The sequence below is a fragment of the Clostridium estertheticum genome, assembly GCF_026650985.1.
Classification (GTDB): domain Bacteria; phylum Bacillota; class Clostridia; order Clostridiales; family Clostridiaceae; genus Clostridium_AD; species Clostridium_AD estertheticum_C.
On sequence record NZ_CP086239.1, the window covers coordinates 3200242 to 3224357 of the forward strand.

Sequence of the window (24116 nt, forward strand, 5' to 3'; positions counted from 1 at the left end):
TATATAAATTTTATTGTTTCTTATGTCAGAGGTAAAAATATTTTAACATCTGTACCCTTGCCATATTCGCTTGAAATCTCAAGTTTACCATTATGCATTTCTATAATTTCTTTGCAGAGGGAAAGTCCTATCCCATTTTGTGACATACTTGTTCTACCCTTGAAAAATTTTTCTGTGACTTTAGGCAAATCCGCCGGTGAAATTCCTATTCCATTATCCTTCACAATAATGCAAATATTATTACCATCAATACACGCTTCGAGTGTTACTTTGCCTCCTTCTTTTGTAAAGTTAAAGGCATTATCTAAAATGTTGCTAATAACTTGATTTAACCTTTTCTCATCCGCAAAAACAGGGACTAAATCCTCTTGTATTTTACAAGTAAAGTTAATATTGTGACGTATTGACTTGGGCATAAATTGTTTTTCTATGTAGGTTATAATACTTTGAATATTTACATATTCTTTTTTAAGTGGTGCTTTTCCAGATATGAATTTGGAAAAGTCCAACAATTCTTCCACCATTACTGTAAGTCTATCACTTTCTTTTTCTATAATGTTAAGTCCGACTAGAATTTCTTCCTTATCCTCTAAACTACCAGATCTAATAGTCGAAGCCCATCCTTTTATGGATGTGAGAGGGGTTCTAAGTTCATGAGAAACAGATGCAATAAATTCATTTTTTAGGTTCTGACTTTTTTGAATTTCTTCAGCCATAAAATTAAATGTATCGGATAATTCACCAATTTCATCATTCCTTCTTTTTTCAAGTCTTTCATTAAAGTTTCCAGACGCAAATTTCTTAGCTAGGGTATTTACTTCATCTAGTGGTCCCACAATAGTATTAGAGATAAATATACTAGAAACACCAGAAATAACAATTACAAGAGTTCCAACTCCAAAAAAAAGGATTACTATTTTATGAATAATTGCATCTACCTCTGATAAAGAAGTAACAAAACGTAGTACACCCTCTATTTTATTAGCTGATTTTAAGGGATAAGAAACGTACATAAAATTTTCCTTTGTATCCTTATCTTTCTTAGTAAATGTTCCAAGTTCTCCTTGCAATGCTTTTTCCACATCATCATCTTCGATATGTTCCTTATTAAAATTACCAATGGAATCCATTAGCATCATTCCTGAGTTATCAATAATTTGGACCTCTGCAGAGGTGTTTTTCCAAAAAATATCATCATTATTCTCCACATTTTCTTTTAAACTAGATGAAGAAAAATAATTATTATAAAAATCGACAGATCCCTTGATTTGTTTTGAAAGTAATGATTCCATATTTTGATAGTAATATTTTTCTAAAGAAACGGTAAGAAAAACTTCTAATGTGATTACAGTGAAAACAATCACTAATAGATAACTCCAAACAAGTCTGGCTTTTATTCCCCTCAAAATATCACCTCTTTCTCCATCTATATCCAACCCCCCATACCGTCTCTATATATTCTGGTTTAGAAGGGACAGCTTCAATTTTTTCTCTAAGACGCCTTATATTAACATCTACAATTTTAGAGTCTCCAAAGTATTCATAATTCCATACTAAGTTTAATAAATCATCCCTATTAAAAGCTTTTTCCTCATTTTCCATAAATGTCTTCAAAATCAAGTATTCTTTAGGGGTTAAATCTAGAAGTTGTTGATTTTTATATACCTTCATGGAAACAGTGTCTATTATAAAGCACCCAGAGATTAATTGCTCAGGATTTTTCTCTTCACTATGATTCATTCGTCTAAGCAGAGAATTTGCTCTGGCAATAAGTTCTAAAGGATTAAATGGTTTTACCATATAATCATCAGCACCATACTCAAGTCCCATAATTTTATCCATATCTTCTCCCCTAGCGGTAAGCATGATAATGCCCAAATTTGGAAAATCGTTTCTTAACAATTCACATGTTTTAAACCCATCCATACCAGGAAGTGTTATATCTAAAATTATTAAATCTGGTCTCTCCTCGTGGACTCTTTCTAAACCTTCTTCTCCAGATACAGCTTCAAATACTAAAAAGTTGTTTCTTTGAAAGTTAATTTTAATAAACCCTCTAATAGATTCCTCATCTTCTATAATGAGCACTTTTTTTCCCATAATTTCACCTCTTACTTTAAAATAAATATTTTAAAAGATTCTAATTTCCATATTATCAGTTATGATTATAACATAATAGAGCTCCGAAATATTGTATGTGGTAATATTGTATTTGTTTTGTAATACTTTTTCACCACAATGCAAGTATATTTAACTATCTTTAGCTATTGAAATAGTGATAAAACATAATAAGTTTTATCAAAAATGCTAAAGTTATTCAATAAAACAAAGATAATATAATAGTGGAATTGCCTTTTATAAATATATTATATATGAGGAGTGACTATTAATTATATCAATACTTAAAAATGAAAGGGGAAATTATAATATGCTTTTTAATGAAGACAATGAATCAGAATATATAATGAATTTTATTTTGGAGTTAGCTCCGGCTCTTCAGAAACTAATCCCTCTAGATTGTGTAATAGGAGTAAGCGATACCAAAAAGTTTCTAATGAATTTATCAGGTAAAAAAATTAAAATGCCTGTTGAAGCTACCGGAATGGATATTCCTAAAGAAGATACAGTGTATAAAGCTATTATTTCCGGAAAACCTCAAAGATCTTTAGTACCAAAAGAAGCATTTGGTTTTGAATTTGAATCTACAGCTATTCCCATATTCGATAGCAAAAGGAACATAATAGGAGGGTTAGGTTTAGGTATTAGCGTAGCGAATCGTGATAAGCTTATAGGTACTGCTAAATTGGTTGCAGACTCCTCAGAACAAACATCAGCTACCATTGAAGAGCTTGCAGCTTCTGCAGTCGAACTTTCGACCCTTCAATCATCTCTTCAAACTTTATCAAATGAAATAAATGAACAAATAAATGAAACTGAAAAAATAATAGAGGTAATTCGTGGGGTGGCACATACTTCAAATATGTTAGGCCTTAATGCTGCAATCGAAGCAGCTAGAGCTGGAGAGCATGGTAAGGGCTTTTCAGTAGTAGCCACCGAAATTCGTAAAATGGCTAGCAATAGTTCAAGCTCCATAGTAGATGTAGAAACTATCATAAACAATATAAAAAATAAAGTTAAAGAGATTGATGAAAAAATTGTCCAAACATCAGATATAGGACAACAACAGGCCGCTGCTACAGAAGAACTAGCCAGCAGCATGGAAGAATTAGTTATTTCAGCAGATTCCCTCAACCTAGTAGCTAATGAGGTTATGGGTTAATCCCTATAATAAAGATATTACAAATTTTTAATTTATTCTATATAATTTAATAAAATGCCATTTTTCGACAATTTTATTGTGACAATATAAGAAATATGTTATGATTCCCATGTAAGCTAAATATTACTGCTAAATAGACATAATACTAAACTAGAAATAATATTAGGAGTGATGTCATGGGATATAACGTTATAGATTTAATTAATAAGTCTATAAATATTGCTATTAGAAAGAAAGCTATATATGAAAGCATAGGACAACTAAAATGTGATATTCAATTTATAGAAACAATGTCAAAGGTCTTAGCAAAAGAAATAAGCAACTCTATTAACTATTATGAGGAGCTAAAAAGTGAATTAAGTGAATCGAAAACTGAAGAAATTGATTTCTATATATATGATAAAATGTCTTTTTTAATAGATGAGTTTAATAAAAGAATATATGCTACAGAAATTAATAATATTAAAGAGTATTTAAAGTTTTCACTTAACTTAGAGCGAGATGCAAACTCTTTACTTATGGATATTCAAGGCAGATTTCTGAGAGATGCTAGTGATATAAACACAAAAACATATAAAATATTATCTGATATGATTATTAATAAAGAAAAGCTCGTTACATCACTTGAAAAGATTGTAAAATAACAAGGGAACTTATTGTCCCCTGTTATTTTTACCAACTAACCCTCCACCATTACCTGATGATGAGCTTTGTGTTCCATGGATTGATGCTCTCCTACTATTTTTTTGCATAGAAGATTTTGCTTTCTTTTCTTCAATAACTTTTTTCATTATCTCCATATTTTTATTTATATCATTTTTCATATTTTCACCCTCTTTTTTTGTTTTTCACATCTTTAAAAATACCCTATTCCGATACCTTCTAAATTAATATTCACAATAAATACTATCAAGGTAGGTCTTGTTATTTTACTGATTCATTATACCCTACAAACATTCCTTTGAATAGTACAAAAAAATTCTATTTTTCTATTAATAACTTAAATTGATTGTATTGTTTTACATTTTCAAAATCTTTTTCGTTTTTTGCTTCATTTTTGATATTTGGATTAATAACAATTGCTAGCTTCAGATACTTCACTGTATTATTAATATCACCTTTTCTTCCATAAATACTGGCTATACCATAATAAATCCATTCAGATTTTTCCACTTCCAAATCCTTCTCGTACCACTTGATAGCTTCAGCATAGTATCCGTATAATTCATAAGCTAGTGCTTTATTAAATCTTGCATATCCATAATCAGGTTTCAATTTTAAGGAGTTGTCAATCTGCCGCATACCTCCCTTGAAATCTCCATTATAAGCTAATGCAATTCCTTTTACAGCATATGCTTTATAAAATTTAGAATCTTCCTTTAAAACTTGGTTCTCAGTTATAATGGATTTTGCATATTCACCTTCAAAAAATTGGTCATATCCTATCTTCCATATCTTTTCTAAATCCGCTTGTTTTTTAATTTCACATTCTTGTAATTGCAAATTTTTCATTCCATTTTTATCATTTATTTCAATCACATTACTGTTTTTAATTTTAGCATTAACTACTATCGCTGCTTCCATAGCACAAATAATAGTAAAAATCATCAACTTAATTTTGAATGATTTTACCTTCATTTTTTCCGCCTTCCATCCCGGTAAGATGTTTTACAAGCTATTTCATTTTACAACCTAGGATATATATTTCTACTATAGTATCCTCAGCAGCTTTTAAATTTATGCCGCTCCTCTCAAAAATAGCTTATAGCGGAGTGATTTAAATTTTAAGGAGTATAAAAACTATATGTCCATCGAATACTGTTATACCCTATAAATGAATAAAGATTGATAAAACAATTCCAATTATTCCACAGGCTATCCATTCAATAATTTTTCTACTTAGCTTATTTTGAATTCTGTATCGTTGTATAGTTTCTTCTAAAGTAATTGTAAGCTGCGAAATTTGCTGAGCCATTTCTCCAACGGTATCGTTAATTTCATCTTTTGTAACCGCACTTAGCTGTTTGTTCTTTATCTCTTCTGTTACCATAATTTCTTCTGAATTGTTGACTCTTTTAAATACCCCTAAACTAGACGAGATTATTTTTTCGGTTTTCTCTATAGAAATGATAGCCAGTACTTTTTTATTTATTTCAATAAATTCTATTGAAACAATAGGACATGGTATCAATTTTCCTTTAGCTTTATTAAAAGTTTCCATTACATCATTTTTATTACATCCATTGATTTTGCCCTTATTATTTACCCCCAAAATCAATTTACCACCTGATGCATTTGCAAAAGAGGAGATAATCTTACCTAATAAATTGGGTCCCCCACTATGATTTCTAAATTCTACTCTATCAGAATCTCCCTTACTAATAAGACTAACAATTTCATCTTTTAAATTTTCATGGTTAATTGACAAAACTTTCACCACCTTTAAGCTATCGTTTGAAAATAGTTCTTTACGACCATATATTATTATGTTGTTATTACTTCATAAACAAAATTTAAACCACTAAAAAAAGTGGAAATAATTCCACTTTAATATTGCAGCGACCCAAGAGATAATTTAACTTACATTTTTACTGTTACTGCTTAAATAGTGCTTTTCATTCTTAAAGCCTACATTATTATTACCAAAGCACTCTTCATACTTCCAACCAGTTAATACTTCAATAGCTTCTTTTGCTTCTAGAGTTACTTCAGCTTTCGAGCCCCCATTTTTTATTCTATGCACTTCATCTACTAACAATTTATGAGTACTCTTTGTTAGTTTAAGCCTTAAAGTTGCAAACCAAGTCACTCCAAGCAATACAAAAGGTACTACAATAGCTATAACAGTTATTCCTACTATCGCACTATGTGGTTGTACACTAACACCCGTTTTAAATCCACATGCAGATAATGCGCCTCCTAATACTGCTGCTTCTACCGCTGCAGCTACTTTTGATAAAAGACTATTTACTCCTGTATATATCCCTTCTCTTCTTTGTCCCGTTATAGCTTCATCTATATCCGCTATAAATCCCATTTGGTATGGTGGTACATAGTCTATTGCAGTTTTTCCTATAATGTTTATTAATGCAAATATTGTTAATATGGTTACTGTTAATGATGAATGACCCATCACAGCTAATGCTAAATAGCCTGCTAGTGATACAAACACTATAATAGTTCCTATTCTAAACGTTTTAGGTCCACCATATTTGTATGCCGATACAATAAAGAAAAACAAAGCTATACATGAAACAATTGATGAAACGCCATTTATATTAGCTACTGTTACTGTAGAAGTCATTAATACAAATATCGCAAAATATGTAAATACTCCTCCAGTAATTTGTTTAAAAATCCCTCCAAGTCCCATCATTACACAATGAAGTCTAAATGATCTATTCCTCATACTTGAAGTTATATCAACCCCTAGTTTTTTAAATATCTGAAAAGCTGAACTTGCCGAATCCTCATAAGTAATCTCTTTTGAATCTCTTTCAAATATATTCAAATAAAAATAAATCAATGCGAGTCCGGTAATTATACCATATATAATTCCAGTAAATAGAAATGCTTTAGGAGAATTTTTACCATAAGTTAAAAATAACTTTGCAGGTACAAACGCTGCTATTACACTTGCTATAGTACCACAATATTGTTTACCACCGATAAGTTTTGCTTTTTCTGCTGCATCTTGAGTCATTTCAGCTGGTAATGTAGTTCCTGGTACAAAAATCAAAGTATATGCTACTTCATAAATCAAATTAACTACGAAATAAAAACTAAAGGTGTGACCAGCTGTCCATAATAATGGGAATACAACAATTATTATAGGTATACCCAAAAGTATAAAGAACTTTCTTCTACCAAATTTTTTACCAAGCTTTGTTTTACCAAAATTATCACTTATAACACCTAATACAGGATTTCCAACAGCATCTATGAGTCTTGCCGCTGTAAATATAAGACCTGCCTTTATTGGACTTATACCACACAGTGTTGTATAAAAATACATTAGCCATGCAGATATTAGCCCTTGTGCACCACTTCCTAAAAAATTTATACTTGAATATCCAATAATATTTTTTAAAGTTATTTTACTTTTCATAGTTCCTCCTTAGTAGCGTTTACATAACCGTTTACACATACACTAAAAAAATAAATTGTTTTTTTATAATAGCTGATTTTCTGCTGAAGCAAGTATAAATGGTCCTAACCCCTTTGGTTCATTACTTACTATTGGTTCACTTATATAATAAGCAAAGCTGCCATCTCTTTTTTCTTTTCCACCTAAACCAGCAACATAACAAATTTTGTTTAAATTTATTAATCCTTCTTTTGTCTCTAATATAAATTCATTAATTAATCCTTCATAAGCCGTTTTTGCCGTTTTCTTTAATCTTTTTGGTAAATATCCTTTTCTTACTCCTTTTAACAGTGCATACACTATCATTGATGAACCTGAAGCCTCTAAATAATTACCTTTTCGCTGTCCTTCATCTAATACTTGATACCAAACATGACTTTCTTTATCTTCGACTTTAATTAAATTAGTCATACAATTATTAAGTATTAAAATTAGCTTTTCTCTATTTTCATTATCTTCTGGGAACACTTCTAATGTATCCACTAGTGCCATTACATACCATCCCATAGCACGTGACCAAAAATGTGGTGATAACCCCGTTTCTTCATTAGCCCAATTTTGCTCTTTTTTTTCATCAAAGGCATGATATAAAAGCCCTGTTTTTTCATCTTTCAAATTCTTTTCACATATAATAAATTGATGAGCAATATCATTGAATTCAGAAACTTCTCCGAACTCTTTTATGTATTTAGCATAAAAAGTTGCACCCATGTATAATCCATCTAACCATATTTGGTTCGGATAAATATTCTTATGCCAAAAAACGCCTTCTGTTGTACGTGGTTGAGTTTCTATTTGCTTTTTTAATAATTCTAATGCTTTTTTATATTTTTCATTTCCAGTTTCTTTGTACAAAGTTATTAATATTTTACCATTATTTAAATGATCAATATTATATTCATTTAATCTATATCCGATTATATTTCCATCCTCTTGTACAAAATGATCCATAATTTCTACTATATAATCTAAATATTTTTCATCACCAGTTTGTTTCCAAACTTCTGCTATTCCGTCTAAGGTTAAACCATATTCATATCCCCAGTGATCGGTTAAATTTGTATTTCTTTCTATTACTGAATCTGCCATCCATTTAGCATAATTTTTCATGTATCTCACCCCATAATTATTTTTTTAGTACTGTTAAATTATTTATCTTACAATCCAATATTTTTTACGTTAACGTTAACGACTTATTTAGACTATAGCATTAATTAACATATAATACAATAATAATACAAAATTTTGTTAACGTTAACAATTTTGTCATTAAAGTTAACAATATGAAAAAAGGCTAGAAAGCGGATTTTAATCCCATTTCTAGCCTTTTTCAATTACTTCTTTTTTTATATCTCTTAAACTGCAAATTAAAACATTTAATTTTTAAAATAATTCTATTTGAGATCCACCTTTTATCTCTATTATTTGATCATTAAAACTAATCCATGCAGATTTAAAAGAAGGATTATAAACAAAATTACCTTTTGATGAAAATTTCAGATTATCAAGCAATTTCATATAATCAACTATTTCTATATTAGTTGCATACCAAATATCATCCTTATTAGATACATAATTGCAAAACTTTTCTATCAAATCCCAATTATTATCTCTGTCAAATTCATAACTATGTCCCCAAACATACATAAGGTATAGATACTGTTTTTTAAATAATGGAACAAACTTTTCAGCATTTTCCATCAGATTATGGTTATGGTGACAAGTTGCTTGCCAAGCATAAAAATCGTCTGGCAAATCAAAATTATCCTTACTTCCAACTACTCTAGAGTACTCAATGCCTAAGTATTTCAACATGGATTTTATATTTGAATTATATGATCCATTGGGATATGACATCCCCCTTACTGTATATCCTGCAAGCTCCTCAAGATTTTCTCTATCTCCTAGTGTCTGTTTTACTATTTCTTCGTTAGAACATCTAGCTATCGTTGGATGAGTTAGCGTATGTGATGAAATCTCATGACCTTCATATAGCTTTTTTACTTCTTCTTTCTTTACGTGGTCTTCTGAATCCAAGAAACCTGAATTTAAATGAAATGTACCCTTTATACCATATTTATTAAAAATCTTGACTAGCCTTTTATCAGCCAACTTTCCGTCATCATAACTCATGGTTAATGCTTTAAATTTTCCATTAGGAAAACATTTTATAATAGTATTCATTTTAAAACCCTCTCTCTTCTAATTTAATATACCTTTTTAATAATAGGGGCTATTATTTTTATTACCCTTGTTTATTAATTTGTACTCTATTTTCATGCTCGTATTTTAATAAATTGTTATTTCCCCAACACTCTTCATAATTAAATCCAGTTAAATCTTTAACTATGACTTTGATTTCCTCAGTGGCATCTTCTTTTAATCCACCATTCTTCAATCTATTTACTTCTTCTTCTAATATCATATGCGATTTTACAGTTAAATTAAGTTTATAAGATGATATTATACCTATTATAACTAATATAATCGGAACAACTGTATACAAAATCAAAAGAGCATGTACTGTAATCTGTGGTTGAACTTTCGCACCTTTAAGAAAACCTGCTGCTTGCAAAATTAATCCAATTATCATTACTTCAATAGTAGAAAAGATTACATCTAAGAAAGTGTTAACCCCAGCATATGCACCTTCTCTTCTTTTCCCCGTAATCATTTCATCAATGTCTGGCATAAATGTAAATAAAAATTGTGCAGCATTAACTAAGCCTGTTTTTCCAAAATTCAATGCAACGGTTAAAATAACTAGGAATATATTAGTGTTTGTAGGTCTAATTATACCAAGACCCATAAAACATACAAGAACTATTATTGTTGCGAAACCTCCTATTCTATAGGTAAATGTACCAGTTTTTTTAGCTGTTAACCATATATAAAAGGTTAAGAACATAATTCCAAAAACAAATCCGACACTAGTTGAAATCGAAACTGACTTTGGATTTAAAAGTAATACAAAAACTATAAAATAAGTATTTATTGTACCTGCTAAGGATCTAAACATTTGTTCTGATAAATACATACATAGATAAAGTCTATATGATCTTATCTTTATAGTAGATGCAAAATCATTAATTATACCTAAAAATCCATTTTTAAATGACATTTTTCCTCTTACAACTTTAACATTCGATTCATTTACAGGACGTTCGTATACCGACAAATAGAAACATGTGAACGCTATAAGTGATATTACATCATATATAATAGCTGCTATAAAAAATGTCCCAGCATTGTTTTGTCCAAAGACATCAAATAATTTTATTATAATCAATGAAGAAGATATACCTGCTATTGCAGCACCAATCTGATTAAAACCAATTAATTCAGCACGTTCAACTGGATTTTCTGACATTTCAGCTGCAAAAGTTGCCTGTGGAACGGCAAGTAAAGGATTTATAAAGGACGTGATAATTATTATTGAAGCATAATAAGCTATAGGCATATTAGGTATCCAATATAACGGGAAAGTTAGTACCTTTAATGGTATTCCAATTAATAGAATACCTTTCCTTCTTCCAAATCGTTTACCATACCTTGTCTTGTACAAATTATCACTAATATATCCAACTACAGGTGTAAGCGTAGCCCCTATAAGTTTACCTATTGTAATCATCAAAGTAACTGTAACTATAGATGCATTACAAAATGTTGTATAAAAGTACATTTGCCAAGCATTTACTAAAACATCGCTAACACCTGCCAATTGATATGATGAAAACCCTATTTTATTTATCATTTTAAGTTTGCCATTAGTCTTTAATAACATATCCTAATCCCCTTTTAGAAAATTTTATTTTAGAATTCAGTTAAATCATCTCATGGGTCGCTGCAATATTTAATTACTCTCTAATATTATGGTGTCATACATTATAGCTGCATTACAGGTTGTAAATGTGATAACGTTTTCCCCAATATTTAAAATATTAGAATCAAACTCCACCTCTTCTAAATGATACCAGCCACTCTTCATTGCAGACCTATAAATAGATGTATCACTAATATAATCAGTAGATTTAACAACTTTACCATTAACCTTAACAATTAAAGTAGGCTCCACTTTTCCATCAATTTTGTTTTTAGTAGCAGATGCAATTGATATTGTAAGATAAAATCTTTTTTCATGATTTTTATCCATATTAAATTTTATATTCCAATTTCCTGACTTTGTTTGTGCATAATACCAATCTTCACTTTCTTTACTTATTCCTATAACATAATCTAAATTCTCGGGAACCATATTCTTCCACTTATAGTTTCTTAATTCATTTCCAAATTTAAATTCTTTCGCCGTACGATTAGCCGTTCCAATTTGCCATAGTTTATTTTTATGGTACGGTGGATTCCAAATAATCTCCCCCAAATCTAAATTATCTTTTCCAATAACTATATAATCTTTACTTAATTGCCTTGTAACATCACCTTTGGTGGCATAAGCATATAATGTATATGTACCTGGTCTAACGTTATTAATTAAAAACTTACCCTCTTTATCAGCTTGTGAAAAGAATATATAATCACCTTTCTGCCTTATAAATTCTCCACCGGATTTAGCTAGCACCACCATAGCCTCTTCACTTGATCTATTATGAGTTATAATTAATTTCCCACTAACATTACTTCTATCTAAAGGATATAAAGGTTCATTTATACATGTATAAGGCCATTTTTTTTCTTCTGTATTCGCTTTTTTTATAGCGTCATTAATCATTTCTTCTTCATTACCACAATTTACATAAATATACCAAGGTCCATACATCTTTTCCCAATCCGTTGGAACATTAAAATCCCCTGTTCCGAAATGAGCACCAGTCATATAATTTAGTATAATAGAATCATAATGTACTAATAATTCTTGTTTTAGAGGACCACTGGGATAGTATTCTGTACTTACTGGAATAAACCAAAATCCAAATTCATTACCATATTGACCCCAAAAGTGATTATCTTTAAAATATCCTACATAATCATACTTAGAATATATTTTCCCATTGGTATACATTTCTCCATCTGGTAACTCGTAAGTTTCATCTTGAATTTTTTTATTTTTATTCAAATAATCATGGGTTGGTTGTTTTCCCTTTCTTTCTGAATTATAAGCATGATCAAAAATATTATAATCTAATCTATACACCGTTCTTAACTCGCTTAACCTAAATTCCTTTTTTATGTTATTTTTTACAACTGCATAGGAGTAAATACCACTTTCACCTTTTTTCATAATTATGTTATATTCTATATACAATAAGCTTGTCCTATCAATATATGTTATATGCACCTCCTCTTTACTATTCGTTATTACTTTTAATTCCGCTGCTTTAAAATTTCTAAATTTCCCTTCTGCATGATAATCCAGATAAAATGTATGATTTTTATCTGGATCATTATCTGCTCCATTAAGATTTTTTATTAACTCCTTATTGTTTTTAACTAAAGATGTAGCTACGGCATTTTCATTAAATTCCACAGTTAATATTCCATTTGATATTATACTTTTTAAGCCTTTTACAATTAGTTTAACTTCATCATCCATTATTTCACATCCTTTAATATATTAGTTTCTTAAAATCATCATATGAATCATCTATATAATCACACCTATTTACGTAGATATTTGTTAACGTTAACATGAACTAAATGAATTTATCCTTAATTTTACACTTCCTCCAATACCCGATTTAAGTTTAACATTACAGATTTTGTTAGCTAATGAATTTGTGACCTCGATAGTCAATGTATTTAAGCCTGAACTAACGTAATCTAAGATGTCAAAAATATATGGTGCCCACATTTTAATCTCTACTTCTTTTTCATTTATGAATACTTTCACGATTTCGTGAGCTTCTTCTAGTTCGAGCTGTATTTCATTTATCTCTTCTCTATTTTCAATTGTAAATTGATTGCTATATATCATAGTTCCAGAATAATTTTTAAATCCTTCCCATTCATTCCAAGGTGTTAGTTTCCCTTCTTTTACAAGCTTATTTTTTTGGTCATAAACCTTCCAATCTGATTTTATATCCATAGTATAACAATTGCTTAATTTTTCTTTTTTATCACCAAACGTCGGAACCTTCGAAGTATCTAAAACGAATATAACACTTTCTCTTCTATTTATTTCTATAGATATTTTTATATAATCACCATTTGTTTCTAACACTTCTTGCTTCCTAATTTTTCCTTTCCATGCATCCCATTTCTCTACATATCCAATATTTTTTATATTTAAAATATCTTTTATCTTTTCTTCACCTTCATTTACAAGAACATAATAATGCACACCATCTTTAACTACGTGGCTTACTCTTAATGATTTTTGGTTATGCTTAGTAAACAAATCACGGCTATTTAAACCATCAAGAACATTTAATATCTCTATTGCTTCTTTAATAACTATGGTATCCTTTATTTTAATGTTATATCCCATTGCATTGTTTATAATAATTGTTCCGCCACTCTGCGAAAATTTCTCCAATGGCTTTATTATTTCTTCAGTAACACTACTTACATCTTCAATAATAATAACCTTATATTTTTGTTTTTGAATGTAAACAGCTCCATCACTTATGTCGCATAAATCGCACACTAGCAATTCCTTTTCCAAATAATTAAATTCAATAGAATTTTCATATAACGGCTTAACGCTCTTCCAAGGCAAATTATGATTTTCACATAATACAGCAATATCCGTTACGTTGTAACTATCCGTCATTATAAAACTCATTCTCTTCATATATTGTGAAATTTGGTTGTAATACGGCCACCATATATTATTTGGTCCTACATCCGGTGGTCTTTCTCCTATTCTTCTCTTACCTCTTATTGAATAGAAAAAAGCATGAGGATATAAAAGGTTTACACCTCTTACAAATAACCAATCCATAAACCATTTCATATCGTCAACTGCAAATGACCATTCTATTTTATTTGCTCCACAACAAGCAAAACATTCATTTCCATTTTTTCTTTTACCTCTATGTCTAGCTGAATCAGAAGTACACTTAGCCATAGTAGTATTTTCTCCCTGAATCGCCTTATTATCCTCTGGAGCTACCCATCTCCATACAATATCTTGAGCTGGCACCTGAAAATACTTGAGTAATCCAATATCATCACTTTCATGAGGATGTCCTGTAAGTTCAATATTATGAGTTTCACACCACTCACTTATAGGTTTATAGTAAGATAATTCTAATTTTTTGTTTATGGCTCTGTTATATCTAGTTCTAATATTGATACTTTCTGTAGTGCCTTCTAACCACAACGCTGGTAGATCTTCCTCTCTTCCACCCTGCCTAATATAAAATTCAAGAAACCCTCTTGTCCAAGCTATCATATTACCGTGGTTACCTCTACCCATTATGTCTGGTTCGTCAGTAAAGACTCCTGTTATTACATTCCCAAAATATTCGCCAAATTCTTTATAATACCTCTCATGAGTTAAACTTATAAAAGATTGTACTGCATAAGGATTAAGTAAATCACTTGAAGCTGGAGATTCTAGTTCACCATCATCCTCACCAAAATGTATTCCTCTTATAGTCCCCTTGGTATATATCTCTACAAAAATAATTATGTACCAATCATCCAAACTTGGAGGAACAAATGTTACTTTGTTATGCTTACATATTATTTTCTTTATCTGAGAACTATCAAATTTATTTCCTTCAACTTTTTTAATTGCTAAAGCTGATACTAACCTTTCTCCATCTTTTTCATGAAATTCTACTATTGTTTCATTGTGACATTTATATTCAAGCATTTTCAGTCCTCTGCTTGCATACTCCGGATTATTCTTTACAACCATCCCATGAGCGGACCCTGAAGGGTACATAGCTTCATCATATAGTACTACCTTCATATCAAGTTTTTCTGCTTCCTCAATAGCTGAGCGCACAAAACCCATAAATTTATCTGAAAGATATTCAATCTTTTTTGGTATTCCTATCCTTGGATGAATTACAAATGCATTAACCCCCTTATTTGAAAAATCATTGATTTGCCTTATAATTTCATTTTTATCTAGATCATCATTCCAAAACCAAAACGGAATAGGCGTATATTCATTTAAAGGATTAATAAATTCATTTCGTTGATTTTCAATCATTATCAAACATCCCTCCATAATAAAATGTATTATAATCCTACATTTTTTCTAATTTTTCTTTTGCTTTACATTTTATCGTCTGTTATCGATTACTTTAATCATTTATATTCCTTTATTTACACAATCATACTTTTCTTCCAACACAAAGTCAATAGGTTTTTGTTTGTTTTGTTTGTTTTTCCTTTTTTTTCTTTGTTTTAGTCAATCATAGTAAATTTATTTTATAAAATAAATGAAAAAATCAAGAACATGTAATTTTCTACAATACCAAGAGATCACAAAAAAATTAAACGGCCTTAGCCCCATGTAATTTAGGACTTTAGCCGCTTAAGTAGTTTTTATTCTTAATTTTACACTCCCTACAATTCCTTATTTAAATTTTGAATAACAGATTTGTTTTCCTGATTTGATTTAACTAATCTATTAGAAATTACAAAAGCAATTATAGCCGGTATAATCCATCCAAATCCTACACTAGATAGAGGAACATATTTAAAAAATCCAATGCTGTTTGATGTTAAATCATTAATAGTATTTAAAACACTTACTATTAAAACTGTGTATGTAGTTATAGTAACTACCTTATTGTTTTTAACTATATCACCAAGTAACGTAGTAACTATTAAAACAATTACAATTGGATATATGATTTTCAAAACCGGATTTGCCAATTTAACTAAACTATCAACATCCTTCGTAGCCATTACTCCACTTACTAAAGCAATTCCAATAGCAATGCTTTCGTATGATAATTTGCCCTTGAAAAGCTTAGCAAAAAATTTTGATCCAGCTGAAAGGATTCCTATAGCAGTCGTTAAGCATGCAAGAGTAACACATAAACTAAGTATAACACTACCAATACTACCTAGGTCTAATCTAACAATTGATGTAACCAAACTAGTTCTGGATATACTTTTTGAAAACAATGTAGTTGTTTGAGTTCCAAGGTACATAAGCCCAGTATACACAAAAAATAAACCGATTAAAGATACTAAAGCTGATTTCAAAGTTATCTTCATTATATCTTTTGGGCTTTTATAACCTTTTGCTCTAATAGATGAAAGAATTATTGATGAAAATATAACACCAGTCATAGCGTCCATTGTCTGATATCCTTCTATTAAAGCTTTTGAGAATCCACCTTCATAAGATGTAGTTACAATTGGTCCAATAGGCTCTATTATTCCTTTAACTATAATTATAGCGAGCATTAATAAAAGTGCTGGTGTAAGTACTTTACCTATATTATCAATTATTGAAGAAGGTTTAAGCGCAAATGCAAGCACTATTACAAAAAACACTATAATCGATATATTTTGTCCAATTGATGGAAATAAGGGATGTATTCCCAGTTCGAAAGTTGTTGCAGCAGTTCTTGGAATTGCGAATAAAGGCCCTATAATAAGAACTAAGGCTATAGAGACTATTACAGAAAATATTGGGCCTACTCTATCTGCCATTTTTTTGAAGTCGCCATTGATTTTAGCACAAGCAATTATAGCACATATAGGAATACCAACTCCTGTAATAAGGAAGCCTATAATTGAATATAGCATTGCATCTCCGGCTGCCCTTCCTAATGCTGGTGGGAAAATTAGGTTTCCTGCACCAAAGAACATTGCAAATAATGCAGAACCTATAACTATTGAATGTTTTGTTGAATTTTTGATTTACATAACCTCCGTCTTAATTAACATAAATAATTTAGTCTTTATTTTATGTATAGATGTAATTTTACTATTTTAATCTTGCTTTAAATAATAATTACTTTATAATATATATTATACAACAAAAAGAACGGATGTGTTATAGTGAATTTTCCATTTAATAAAATAATATCAAAAAAAGACCATAAACCCAAACTTATGGCATTAGATTTTTTTAAATACATTGGACCTGGGTTACTAGTAACCGTGGGATTTATAGACCCTGGAAATTGGGCGGCAAACGTTTCTGCTGGTGCTAATTTTGGATATACTCTACTTTGGATGGTAACCCTTTCAACTATTATGCTTATTGTTCTTCAGCATAATGCTGCCCATCTTGGGATTGTTACAGGAAATTGCATATCAGAAGCATCTACTGCCACATTAAAACCAAGACTGAACAAATTTGTGCTTGGTTCTGCTGTACTAGCTGCAGTATCTACTGCCCTTGCAGAACTTTTAGGTGGCGCTATTGCTTTAAATATGTTATTTGGTATACCTATAAAGCTCGCAACAGTGTTAGTTTTAGGTTTGATTTTATGGATGCTCTTTACAAATTCTTATAAGAAACTAGAAAGATGGATTATTGGCTTTGTTTCTATAATAGGAATATCTTTTATATTTGAATTAAGCCTTGTACATATCGAATGGGGAAAAGCTATGATAAGCTGGGTTAAACCTTCTTTTCCCAAGGGATCTATTCCAATAATAATGAGTGTTCTAGGCGCAGTCGTGATGCCTCATAATCTATTTCTTCATTCGGAAATAATACAAAGTCGTCAATGGAATTTAAAAGATGAGAGTGTAATAAAAAAACAACTTAAATATGAATTTATGGATACTTTTTTTTCAATGATGGTAGGTTGGGCTATAAATAGTGCTATGATACTTATTGCTGCAGCTACTTTCTTCGCACAGAAAGTTCAAGTTACAGAGCTTAATCAGGCTCAGCAAATGCTGACACCATTACTTGGAAGCACAGCCTCAGTAGTCTTTGCTTTAGCGCTACTCTTTGCCGGAATATCATCGTCAGTTACTGCTGGTATGGCCGGTGGTAGTATTTTTGCGGGAATATTTGGGGAACCATATGATATTCATGATATCCACACTAAGCTAGGCGTAGGAATTACTTTAGTTGGTGCTACAATAGCTATATTTTTCATATCGGAGCCATTTAAAGGTCTCATCTACTCACAAATGTTCTTAAGTATACAACTTCCTATAACTATATTCCTTCAGATATATTTAACCTCTTCTAAAAAAGTTATGGGCAAATATGCTAACACTAGATTTGATAAAATTACTCTTTGGATTATTGGACTTATAGTAGCTGCACTTAATGTAATGTTATTACTAAGCTATATATTGTAAATTCAAATAACAAAAAAGGCAACTATTAGTTGCCTTCAGTATTTCATTTAGTCATGTAGTCTCTGGTCAAAGGCAAATCATTATTTACACCTTTGGCAAACAATATTTGATGAACATTAATATTACCGCAATTAAATGATGCAGCACATGCATTCAAATATAGTCTCCACATTCTTATAAATGTCTCGTCTTTAGTCTTTTCTATTATAGGAAGAGCATTTTCAAAGTTTTCAGCCCAGTGTTCAAGTGTCTTTCCATAATGCCTTCTAAGACTTTCTATATCAATTAATTCAAGTTCTAGTTCTGCTATATCTGAAATTATAGTTTTAATTGCAGGTACATGTCCACCTGGAAAAATGTATTTATCTATCCACGTATTATTACCGCCTTCATTTACTGCTGTTATACAATGAAGTAAAGAGAGTCCTTTATCTTTTAATAAGTCATTTACTATATGAAAATATTCAGATAAATTTTCTAGTCCTACATGTTCGAGCATTCCTACGCTAACAATTCTATCAAAACTCATATTTTTTATTTCTCTGTAATCTTGAAGTTTAACTTCTACTAAATCTTCTAGTCCCTCTGCTTTTATTCTTTCATTAGCCTTTTGTAGTTGTTCTAAACTTAAAGTAACTCCAACAGCCTTTACCTTATATTGTTTTGCTGCTCTAATTATAAGTTCTCCCCATCCACATCCTATATCTAGTAAACTTTGTCCTTCTTTTAAGTTTAGTTTTGTTAAAATATGATTTATTTTATTGTTTTGAGCTTCGTCCAAAGTATCCGTATCATTTTTAAAATATCCACAGGAATAATTCATAGAATTATCAAGCCATAATTTATAAAAATCATTTCCAATATCATAATGAAATTGTATATTATCCTTACTTCTTTTTATACTGCTTTTAAACTTCTTTATGAGTTTTTCGTATTTTTCGCTTTTACAAAGAAAACTTTCTTTGTTATTGTATAGGGACTCTATAACCTCTTTTACATTACCCTTTATGTCTAATGTTTTTGTCATATATGCTTCTCCAAGCGTTATAGAAGGATCGTTTATAACATCACCCTTTGATATCGGTTCATTAAAAATAAGTTGAAACTTACTTTCGCCCTCACCAAATTTTTCTACACTCCCGTCCCAAAACTTAATTTCAAAAGGATTGGAAAATATATCTTTGAATAAAGTTTTATAAAATAATTTATCACCAACCAAAATTTATCACTCCTTAATTAAATATTAAATCTAGTTTACTTATTTATTATTTTAAAAAATATAATTGTATTAGTTATGCATTTACACAAATTCACTATATCAATTTGTACAATAATAAAATATAATTAACCTTGTTCACCCCTATTTAAATTAATATAATTCTTATAATAATAGTGCTTTTTATAGTAAAATCAAAAGATTACTTAACGTCACATATATATTATCATGCTTTTTAATTTAATAATCAATATCTATTTGTACAAATATTAAACGTTAATTTTGTCTATATGCACATCGATGATTTAATTTATCGTATCTATTGTTATAACTTAAAAGGAGATGTACTTATTGGAAATTTTAAGTAGCAAATTAGCTAAAAATATTGTTGAAAGGACTATGAGCGCTGTTAATTATAATATAATTATAACCAATACATTAGGCATTATTATAGCGTCAGGAGATAAAAACAGAATTGGAGATATGCATGAAGGAGCAATAATAGCGCTTAAAAGAAATTCAGAATTTAGTGTTAGTGAACATGGAAGTGATAAATTAAACGGTGTACATTCCGGAACTAACCTAGTTATCGAATTTCAAAATAGAGTAGTAGGAGTAATTGGTATTACAGGAAAACCTAGCGATGTTTTAGGTTATGGTAAATTAATTAAAATGACAGCAGAAATGATGATTGAACAAGAACATGTGTTGACAGAATTCGAAAGCAACAAGAGAATGAAACAAGAGGTTATGCTAGCACTTATATATAACAAACAAGATTCTCTTTCTTTATTAAAAAAACATATTAAGGGATTTGAAATTCCATACAATTATCCTATGTTTATATTTATAATTGAAGTGAATTTTAAAGATAATTCAGATAAAATTGATTTAAATATATTAAATATAATAATAAACCTATTAGAAATGACATTTATGGAATCATTAGCAACCATAATTAATTCGCAAACCATTGTTGTATTACATAAATGTCTGCATATTAACAATGAAATTGAAGATTATAATGAAAAAATAAAGGAAATCAATGAAAAAATATGTACTCAAATAGGGATTACTGTAAAGATATCAGTTGGAAAAATATATGACAACTTAAATGACATGTATAAATCTTATAGTATAGCTAAAGAAACACTTATATTTGGTGAAAAGATATACCCTAATTATAATATTTATTTTTTTAATTTACTAAAATCTGAGATGTTATTCTCTCAAAACAATGAAAAATGGAAGATCGATGAATTAGCAGAAACCTACAAATTAGTAGCTTCAAATGATAATGATGGAGTATTAAGAGAAACTTTAAAAGTCTTAATAGAAGAAAATGGAGAGCTTAACAATGTATCAAACAGGTTATTCATTCATAGAAATACCATTAGATATCGCTTAAATAAAATTCACAAAATTACAAATAAAAACCCTAGAAACTACACTGATCTATTTTGGCTTTATAGTGCTATGCTTAACTCTTAATTCAACTTTATTTGAACGATAAATCGTCCATTTGTTTAACATAAATAGCATAAGTGATATTCCTATGAAAATAATTGTGCTTTTCCACCATAGTGCACGATCTTGATTAATATTTGTATAAGATAAATTTGAAATATAAATATTAAATATGGAATATCTATTAGCAACTGCAGTGGAAGTAAAAATTGCATTGATTAAAAAGCCTCCAACTATGCCTCCTATACCAGTACAGAAAAAATTAGAAATTGTCATGGAACACACCCCGAAAAAAAGCGAACATGACATGCAAGTAATAATTGTCTTCAAATAACTCATTAAAATAACCGTACCCATAATACTGCTATCTGGTTTATTAACCAAGAATAAATCAATAAAAAACACAACACTAACCATTATGAATATAAAACATAAGTTGATGAATATTCTTCTAGCCATGATTCCCAATTTATTTCTATTAGTTAAATAAAAATTATCCATAGTTTTATGCGAATATTCTATACTATAAATATTTGCAAATATAATTACTGATGCCCATGCTATAGTTCCTAACATTGACATACCTATATCTGTTACCCCCTTATTGCTAGTAAGCATTGTACTTATAGTAGAAAGCAGTAATATAAATGCTATGAATAATTGAATTGGTGAGGCTGCTATCTTTGCATTATATTTTATAAATGCAAAAGCCCCAATGTTTTTTGATGGACTTGAACCCTTTATTGAACTAGTATGAGAAATTTTAAACTTTCTACTCCGATTTCCAGCCTTGCTCTTCCTAGCCCAAATACGGCATGACGCTAAAAGAAAAATTGCACCTAAAATACAAAGTCCAATACGATTGATAATATAGGCTTGAATTTGCCTAGGTGGAACTAACTGATAAAATTTTTCGTACGATATAATTGGGGCAAGCCACATCCATTGTACTGAAGTACCATCCGGTAATGTTGTTGTCATCATAGAAGATAATAGAGTAATAAAAAAAAGTGGTATTGCAGCAAATCCATTTCTAAATAAAAGAGAAACTAAAACCAAAAGACTTGCGTAAAATAAAATGGTTGGAACAGTGTAAAACAGCATACTCTTCCATAATGCACCTAGATATAAGGACATTCCCAATTTAGAACAAAATATTGTCTCCCATATACTAAAAATAAGAGTATTTAATGCTATTGCAAATAAACACATTGAAAATGCACCTGCAAATTTTCCTGTAATATACGTTAAATTTGATATTGGCTTTGAAAGTAACAGATCATGCAGCGATGGTTGCAGTTCCTTTTGGAAAAGAAATGCAAAAAAGAGTATAAAGATAATTGATACATACATAGCAGTATCTTGGGCATATTGCCGTGCAAAAGAAGTAGAAAATGTTTGATTCGTTTTATGTAAATAACTCATAAACTCAGGATATGTTGCGTCCATTTTATCCCCACTCATTGTATATTCATTATAAAGCATATCTTGACCGTATCCAATTTTTTTAACTGATGGGAATTTAGTGTACATCTGGTTCTCAACATCTCTAAGCGTATCCTTTGTCCATGTTTCTCGTGAGTAAATTGTTGATGATAGCCATTCGATAATTTCATCTGAATCCTGCTTGTTATCCCTTATTAACCCATTGGAAATTTGTTTTATAAAATAGGTATTTCGATCTTTCCCTAAAACAGGTATTGAAACGTCATCCGATGTACTGGAACTTGATATACTAGTCAAATCTGCTGGTGTCTTAAGCTGATAATGATTAAAATATTTAATACTAGCACTAATAGATACCCCCAATAGCATACAAGTTAATAGCCAAAAGAATTTACTTTTAGCTTGAATTTTTATTTCAAAACCAACAATTTCTAACCAAACTCTCATTCACTCACCTTCTTCTGTATTAGATTTCTTACATAGATATAAGCGTCCTCTATGTTAGGATTTTCAGTTACCGAATCTTCTACTTTAAAATTACTTATAAAACGAACACATATACCTTTGCTTGTGTAAACACTATTTGTAATAGTATGTTGTTTGCTAAATTGGATTAGTTCAGCTTCATTCTGAACATTTTTTGTAAAAACATGATTGTTTGCAATATTAATTAATTCAGGAACCGATCCAGTAAATATTATTTTACCTTTTTCCATGATAGCTAGCTTATTGCAAATACTTGCGACGTCTTCCACTACATGGGTCGATAAGATTATAGTTCGCCCCTTAGAAACCTTGCTTAAAAGCATTCGGATTCTAATACGTTCTTCTGGATCAAGACCAGTAGTTGGTTCATCTACTACTAATAGAGAAGGATTATTTAGCATTGCTTGAGCTAATCCTACTCTACGCTTCATCCCGCCTGATAAATGCTTTATTTTCTTATTGGCATGTTCTTCTAGATTTGTTTCAACCAGTAATTTATCAATTTGCTGATTCCTATCCGAAAGACTCATTAAAGATAATATTCCGAAGTAATCCAAGGTTTCATGAATTGTTAGGTTAGGATGTAATCCCAGTTCTTGAGGTAAATAACCAATTTTACATCTTATTTTTGAGGCATTTTTTGAATTGATAATTGTACCATCCATATTAACTGTACCGCTAGTTTGATTCATTAACGTTACAAGAATTCGCATTAATGTAGTTTTCCCTGCACCATTTTCTCCCAAAAGTCCAAAAACTCCTTCTCCAATGGGTAGAGATATGTCATTAAGCGCCATTGGTCCATTATTATATTGTTTTTTTAAATTAGATATTTCTATGAACATGTTTATACCCCCCTCTTTTTGCTATTAACA

General features: G+C 30.0%; 19 protein-coding genes. 4 read left to right on the top strand and 15 right to left on the bottom strand.

Annotation, left to right across the window (positions count from 1 at the left end):
* Positions 1-20: 20 nt before the first annotated feature.
* Together LL038_RS15350 and LL038_RS15355 are read right to left on the bottom strand one after the other, a co-directional pair.
* Entirely contained in the window at positions 21-1436 is a 1416-nt protein-coding gene (locus LL038_RS15350; protein ID WP_253199947.1) for a HAMP domain-containing sensor histidine kinase, read from the bottom strand.
* A complete protein-coding gene (locus tag LL038_RS15355) occupies positions 1411-2100 on the bottom strand; it encodes a response regulator transcription factor (protein ID WP_216123281.1) in 690 nt (229 codons plus the stop codon). The genes LL038_RS15350 and LL038_RS15355 overlap by 26 nt, the downstream gene beginning before the upstream one ends.
* Before the next feature lie 328 nt (positions 2101-2428).
* Here LL038_RS15355 and LL038_RS15360 point away from each other — a divergent pair, with 328 nt between their 5' ends.
* Both LL038_RS15360 and LL038_RS15365 read left to right on the top strand, forming a co-directional pair.
* Positions 2429-3280 carry a methyl-accepting chemotaxis protein gene (locus tag LL038_RS15360; RefSeq protein ID WP_216123282.1) on the top strand — a complete coding sequence of 284 codons (852 nt, stop codon included), beginning with the start codon at positions 2429-2431 and terminating at the stop codon, positions 3278-3280.
* Between the two features lie 176 nt (positions 3281-3456).
* Positions 3457-3924: a hypothetical protein gene (locus tag LL038_RS15365; RefSeq protein ID WP_216123283.1), complete on the top strand. Its 468-nt coding sequence runs from the start codon at positions 3457-3459 to the stop codon at positions 3922-3924.
* Between the two features lie 9 nt (positions 3925-3933).
* Here the strand turns inward: LL038_RS15365 and LL038_RS15370 are convergent, their stop codons facing one another.
* The 10 genes from LL038_RS15370 to brnQ form a co-directional block, all read right to left on the bottom strand.
* Entirely contained in the window at positions 3934-4104 is a 171-nt protein-coding gene (locus LL038_RS15370) for a hypothetical protein (RefSeq protein ID WP_216123284.1), read from the bottom strand.
* 157 nt (positions 4105-4261) lie between these two features.
* The gene (locus tag LL038_RS15375) at positions 4262-4918 is read right to left on the bottom strand and encodes a tetratricopeptide repeat protein (RefSeq protein ID WP_216123285.1); all 657 of its coding nucleotides are present in this window, start codon (positions 4916-4918) and stop codon (positions 4262-4264) included.
* Between the two features lie 190 nt (positions 4919-5108).
* Complete coding sequence (locus tag LL038_RS15380; RefSeq protein WP_216123286.1) at positions 5109-5708, bottom strand: helix-turn-helix domain-containing protein; 600 nt, start codon at positions 5706-5708, stop codon at positions 5109-5111.
* Positions 5709-5855: 147 nt separating this feature from the next.
* Positions 5856-7388, bottom strand: coding sequence for an MFS transporter (locus tag LL038_RS15385; RefSeq protein WP_216123287.1), 1533 nt, complete (start codon positions 7386-7388; stop codon positions 5856-5858).
* Between the two features lie 63 nt (positions 7389-7451).
* A complete protein-coding gene (locus LL038_RS15390; protein WP_216123288.1) occupies positions 7452-8537 on the bottom strand; it encodes a glycoside hydrolase family 88/105 protein in 1086 nt (361 codons plus the stop codon).
* Positions 8538-8810: 273 nt separating this feature from the next.
* Complete coding sequence (locus LL038_RS15395) at positions 8811-9611, bottom strand: polysaccharide deacetylase family protein (protein WP_216123289.1); 801 nt, start codon at positions 9609-9611, stop codon at positions 8811-8813.
* 61 nt (positions 9612-9672) lie between these two features.
* A complete protein-coding gene (locus LL038_RS15400) occupies positions 9673-11211 on the bottom strand; it encodes an MFS transporter (RefSeq protein WP_216123290.1) in 1539 nt (512 codons plus the stop codon).
* 69 nt (positions 11212-11280) lie between these two features.
* Positions 11281-12975: a polysaccharide lyase family protein gene (locus LL038_RS15405; RefSeq protein WP_216123291.1), complete on the bottom strand. Its 1695-nt coding sequence runs from the start codon at positions 12973-12975 to the stop codon at positions 11281-11283.
* Positions 12976-13065: 90 nt separating this feature from the next.
* Positions 13066-15549, bottom strand: a complete 2484-nt coding sequence (locus tag LL038_RS15410; protein WP_253200264.1) for a glycosyl hydrolase — start codon at positions 15547-15549, stop codon at positions 13066-13068.
* A gap of 359 nt (positions 15550-15908) precedes the next feature.
* A complete protein-coding gene (brnQ, locus tag LL038_RS15415) occupies positions 15909-17219 on the bottom strand; it encodes a branched-chain amino acid transport system II carrier protein (protein ID WP_268056089.1) in 1311 nt (436 codons plus the stop codon).
* A gap of 195 nt (positions 17220-17414) precedes the next feature.
* On the opposite strand from brnQ, the gene LL038_RS15420 reads away from it, so the two are divergent.
* Positions 17415-18626, top strand: coding sequence for an Nramp family divalent metal transporter (locus LL038_RS15420; protein WP_216123418.1), 1212 nt, complete (start codon positions 17415-17417; stop codon positions 18624-18626).
* 43 nt (positions 18627-18669) lie between these two features.
* Here the strand turns inward: LL038_RS15420 and LL038_RS15425 are convergent, their stop codons facing one another.
* Positions 18670-19845 (bottom strand): SAM-dependent methyltransferase, encoded by a 1176-nt coding sequence (locus tag LL038_RS15425; RefSeq protein WP_216123294.1) that lies wholly within the window; start codon positions 19843-19845, stop codon positions 18670-18672.
* 348 nt (positions 19846-20193) lie between these two features.
* On the opposite strand from LL038_RS15425, the gene LL038_RS15430 reads away from it, so the two are divergent.
* Positions 20194-21333: a sugar diacid recognition domain-containing protein gene (locus tag LL038_RS15430; RefSeq protein WP_216123295.1), complete on the top strand. Its 1140-nt coding sequence runs from the start codon at positions 20194-20196 to the stop codon at positions 21331-21333.
* Here the strand turns inward: LL038_RS15430 and LL038_RS15435 are convergent.
* Together LL038_RS15435 and LL038_RS15440 are read right to left on the bottom strand one after the other, a co-directional pair.
* Positions 21298-23202: an ABC transporter permease gene (locus LL038_RS15435; protein ID WP_216123296.1), complete on the bottom strand. Its 1905-nt coding sequence runs from the start codon at positions 23200-23202 to the stop codon at positions 21298-21300. The two genes, LL038_RS15430 and LL038_RS15435, sit on opposite strands and share 36 nt — an antisense overlap.
* Positions 23199-24086 carry an ABC transporter ATP-binding protein gene (locus tag LL038_RS15440; protein ID WP_216123297.1) on the bottom strand — a complete coding sequence of 296 codons (888 nt, stop codon included), beginning with the start codon at positions 24084-24086 and terminating at the stop codon, positions 23199-23201. Before LL038_RS15440 ends, LL038_RS15435 begins: the two co-directional genes overlap by 4 nt.
* Positions 24087-24116: the final 30 nt, after the last annotated feature.